Genomic DNA, 4,985 nt, shown 5'->3' on the forward strand with positions numbered 1-4,985 from the left:
TGCGCCTATGAAAAAGGGTGAAAAAATAGGAAAAATAAATGGCTATTTTAAAAATAAAAAGTTATTTTCAGTCAATGCTGTTATAAAAGAAGATATCGAACCATTACCATTTAAAGAAAGACTTGAATATATATTAAGGACAGAAGCATCAAGTTAAAAAAGTAAATTTTTATATTGAAATAGTTGTTTTTTATTGATATTATTATTTAAAAAAATATTATTTCAAAAAAGGGATTTGGGATATGGCTAATTTTAATCAACAACTAGTTTATCTTGCTCAGGTTGTGGGTGCAATGCTACTTGGTGCAATGGTAGGATTAGAGAGAAAATTAAGATATAAAGAAGCAGGTCTTAGAACTCATGCATTAGTTTCCAGCGGTGCATGTTTATTTATGATTATATCTAAATATGGATTTGGAGGTCATTATGATGGAGCCAGAGTTGCTGCACAAATTGTCACTGGTATAGGTTTTTTGGGCGCTGGAATGATAATGTACAAAAAGAACTCTATACAAGGACTTACCACTGCTGCCGGTGTTTGGGTTACAGCAGGCATTGGTATGTGTGTAGGCGGAGAATTGTATTTTTTGAGCATAGGTGCAACTATTGCAATAGTAGCTTTCCAATTTATAATGCACCTGGACATAAAATTTTTAAAGTCCAAAGAGCATTTTACATATAAAGTAAAGTTTATATCAAGTTCAGATGAACAGACCAAAATCAAAGAGATGTTTGGAATTAAAAATTTCATTTACATTTCTTTTCATCAAGAAAATGAAAACCTTGTTTGCACAGCACATATAAGAAGCGACAAAGTAAAAACGGATAATGATCTCAGAGACATTATTAATAGCGATAAAAATATACTTTATCTTGAAAAGTTATCTGATTAAATAAAATCTAAGTTTATATAAAATCTTAAAAAAGAAATACTAATTTAAGTATTTCTTTTTTTGTTTTTTACACTTGCATTTAATAGCTTTTAGGGTTAATATTGAATGGTTGAAAAATAAAATCAAAAAGGTAGTTATGAGAATTAATAGATATCTAGCGTTATGCGGTGTGGCTTCAAGACGAAAAAGTGAGCAAATTATAGCCGAAAAAAGAGTTAAATTAAATGGAAGACTTATTGAAGATCTTGCTGTTGATGTTAATCCCGAGAAAGACATTGTAACAGTTGATGGTAAAAAGGTAAGTCCCGTACAGGATTTTATTTACATAATGCTCAATAAGCCCAAAGGATATGTAACAACCACAAGTGACGAGCATAACAGACTAACAGTTATGGATTTGATTAAATTGCCTCAAGGACGCAGAGTTTATCCTGTGGGAAGGCTAGATTATGACACTGAAGGTTTGCTTTTATTAACTGATGATGGCGACTTAACTAATATTTTGACACATCCTAGCCATAAGATAAACAAAACCTATGTAGCTAGAATAAAGGGAGTAATAACGCCCGATGAAATTAGAAAGCTCAGTAGCGGTGTTGAAATAGATGGAAGAAAAACAGCCCCTTGCCGTGTAAGAGTTTTGGAAATTGATGAAAAAACATCAAGATTGGAAATAACTATTTATGAAGGCAGAAACAGGCAAGTACGAAAAATGCTTGAAAGTATAGGAAAAGATACAGAGTTTTTGAAAAGAATAAGTATAGGTGATATCAGACTAGGAGGACTTACAAGAGGAAAATTTAGATATCTTAATGATAGAGAAATTGCGTATTTATTAAATTTGAAAGAAAAAATTGATATAGATTAAAAAGTTTAGATTATAAGATTGCCTGCATTTTGTCAAAAAAATTGTGACATAATTGTGCAGGCTTTTTTTGTTTCCAGCGGGGCATTTACTTGATTTATTTTACATAAACACGTAAAATATTTAACTGGAGAAACTTTTGGATTACACTTAAGGAGATAAAATGGATAGATTAAAGGCATTAAAAGAGCGAAGAAATGAGCTGGAAAAGGCCAGTGAGAGTATCAGAAGTTTTATCAAAACCATTCTAGATGACATGAGTTTTGTAGAAATGGATACTTTTGTCCATCAAAGTCATAAAGAAGGCGAAGCTTTTGGCGAAGGTGTGGTCAGCGGTTTTGGCAGAATTAATGATAATGAAGTATGTATTTTTGCTCAAAACATCGATGTATTAAAAGGCGGTGTAGGGAAACTACACGCTGAAAAGATTGTAAAATGTATGCTAAAAGCATCTAACGCTAATGTGCCGCTTATCTCAATAATTGATTCTATGGGCGCACGAATGGATGAAGGTACTGATGTACTCGAAAGTTATGGCGAGATTTTGGGAGCTGCGGCAAGATTAGATGTTCCTCATATTTTGATAATTAAGTCAGCAAGTTACGGTATGATTTCAACACTCTGTGGTATTGCTGACTTTGTTTTTATGGTGGACAATGCAGTTATGACTTCAACAAGTCCTAAGATTTTGGCGGCTTCGGCAGGAAAGCAAATGACTGCTAGTGAAGTAGGCGGAGCTAAGATAAATGCGGAATTAAGCGGTCAAGTGGATTTTGTTGGCAATGCTGCTAAGATTGCTGAAGAAGTCAAAAAATTAGTTACTTATATTTATAATGATGCACCTAGTTTGGATGATGTCAACAGAGCTTCTGCAGCGTTAAATCAAAATCCTGATATACATACTGTTATATCTGAAGTTTTTGATAAGGATTCATTCATAGAATTAGGTCAAAGTTATGCAAATGAAGCAATATGCGGTCTGGCACTATTGGATGGTGTAACTGTAGGTGTTGTTGCCAATAACAATAATGAATCCAATTATATAACTCAAAACGCTTTGAAAAAAATTGCGAAATATGTTAGCGTTTTTGACGGACTTAATATTCCTGTAATCAATTTGGTTGATACTTTGGGTTTAAATGCAGACTTAAAATCCGAGCACAATGGAATTTTAACTGATGCAGCCAATGTGATTTCAAGATATGCAAATTTTGAAGGAGTTTTGATTTCAGTAATAATTGGTCATGCTTGCGGCTTTGGTTATACTGCTTTTGCTTCTAACGGTATCGGATATGACTATACGTTAGCATGGGCTAATGCGGATATATCTTCATTACCTTCAAGCAGTCTTGCTGCATTAGAAAAGAGAGAAGAACTTGGCAAAGCTAACTTAGCAAAGCTTAACGATAATAATAGTCAGGAATTTGATAAGCTAATCAAAGATTATAGTGATCAAAATACTGATGTGTTTTTTGCTGCTAGAAAAGGTTACATTGATGATATTATTGAACCGGCTTTGACCAGAAATTATTTGATTGCCGCTCTTGGTATGATTGAGAGGTCTTAAACATGGATAATGTCATAGTAATTTTGGGATCTTGCTTATTGGTTTTGGGAATCATTTTAGCCGTATTAATGATTACCATAATATCAAAGTTAAAATCTGTAAACTTTTCTAACAACAACAAAGATGTTTCTGATAATGTTATATCTTCGGTCAATAATGATGAATTGATTGCAGTAATTACGGCAGCGGTATCAATGTATTATATTGCTGAATCAGGCGTAGTACCGATGTTTAGAGTTAAAAGCATAAAAAAAGCTAATAGGAGATGATAAAATGCGTAAGTTTAAGATAACCGTAAATGGAAACACATATGAAGTAGCAGTAGAAGAAATGAGTGCAACATCAACTGTATCAGCACCTGCATCGGCAGTATCAGCACCTGTGCCCACATCTGTAGCACCTGTTAATACAGCCCCTGTAACTGCTCCTGCAGCACCTGCACCGGCTGCACCTGTAAAAAATGTTCCTGCTAACGGTACTCCGTTAAAAGCACCTATGCCTGGAACAATTGTTAAAATCGTTGCACCTACTGGTACAGCGGTAAAAAAAGGCGATGTAGTTGTAGTTTTGGAAGCAATGAAAATGGAAAACGACATTGTTTCTCCTGCTGATGGCGTTGTAAATATATCTGTAAACCAAGGCGCCAATGTAAATTCAGGCGATGTTATAGCAATAATTGGTTAAATCCACATTTGTTATGTTTTCAAATCATTAGGAGAAAGAAATGGCAAAGAAAATAAAAATAATGGATACAATATTGCGTGATGCACATCAATCACAAGCAGCAACACGTATGTCAATTGACGACATGCTACCCATTGCACCGCTTCTTGATAAGATAGGTTATTACGCATTGGAAGTTTGGGGTGGCGCAACTTTTGATGCCTGCCTAAGGTTTTTAAATGAAGATCCGTGGGAAAGATTAAGAAAGCTTAGAGCCGCAATGCCCAATACAAAATTGCAAATGCTTCTAAGAGGTCAAAACCTTTTGGGATATAAGCATTATGCAGATGATGTTGTAGATAAATTTTGTGAATTATCAATAAAAAACGGCATTGATATTATTAGAATTTTTGATGCGCTTAATGATCCTCGTAATATAAAACGCGCTGTTGAAGCTACAAAAAAAGCAGGCGGAACTGTTGAGGCTGCTATTTCTTATACGACAAGTGAAGTTCACACGCTAAAATATTTTGTAGAACTGGCAAAAGATTATGAAAGAATGGGCGCTGATATAATTTGTATAAAAGATATGGCAAACCTCTTGCTTCCTTATGAAGCTTATGAGCTTGTTAAGGCATTAAAAGATGAAATAAAAGTGCCTATACATTTACATACTCATAATACCGCAGGCACAGGCGATATGACTTATCTAAAAGCTATTGAGGCTGGTTGTGATATAGTAGATACCGCTTTATCGCCTCTAGGTAATGGAACATCTCAGCCTGCTACCGAATCACTTGTTGCAACATTAAAAGGCACTCAATATGATACCGGACTTGATTTGGAACTTTTGAGTCAGGCTGCTGATTATTTTAGAGGAGTTGCAGACAAATTGAAAAAACAGGGTATTATAAGCCCCAATGTATTATCTGTAGATATAAAAGCACTTATATATCAAGTTCCTGGCGGAATGTTATCCAACCTGATCAGTCAGTTA

The 4,985-nt window shown here is 34.5% G+C and carries 6 protein-coding genes; all 6 read left to right on the forward strand.

Annotated features, from left to right (window positions below):
- Positions 1-242 precede the first annotated feature (242 nt).
- Positions 243-893, forward strand: a complete 651-nt coding sequence (locus VIL26_07565) for an MgtC/SapB family protein (protein ID HEY8390784.1) — start codon at positions 243-245, stop codon at positions 891-893.
- A gap of 136 nt (positions 894-1,029) precedes the next feature.
- Complete coding sequence (locus VIL26_07570) at positions 1,030-1,761, forward strand: pseudouridine synthase (protein HEY8390785.1); 732 nt, start codon at positions 1,030-1,032, stop codon at positions 1,759-1,761.
- 160 nt (positions 1,762-1,921) lie between these two features.
- Positions 1,922-3,325: a carboxyl transferase domain-containing protein gene (locus tag VIL26_07575; GenBank protein ID HEY8390786.1), complete on the forward strand. Its 1,404-nt coding sequence runs from the start codon at positions 1,922-1,924 to the stop codon at positions 3,323-3,325.
- Between the two features lie 2 nt (positions 3,326-3,327).
- Positions 3,328-3,594, forward strand: coding sequence for a hypothetical protein (locus VIL26_07580; protein HEY8390787.1), 267 nt, complete (start codon positions 3,328-3,330; stop codon positions 3,592-3,594).
- A 4-nt stretch (positions 3,595-3,598) separates the two neighbouring features.
- Entirely contained in the window at positions 3,599-4,009 is a 411-nt protein-coding gene (locus tag VIL26_07585; protein HEY8390788.1) for a biotin/lipoyl-containing protein, read from the forward strand.
- Between the two features lie 40 nt (positions 4,010-4,049).
- On the forward strand, positions 4,050-4,985 hold a 936-nt coding region (locus VIL26_07590; protein ID HEY8390789.1), incomplete at its 3' end, for a pyruvate carboxylase subunit B.

The sequence above is a fragment of the Clostridia bacterium genome, assembly GCA_036562685.1.
In the GTDB taxonomy this organism is placed as follows: domain Bacteria; phylum Bacillota; class Clostridia; order Christensenellales; family DUVY01; genus DUVY01.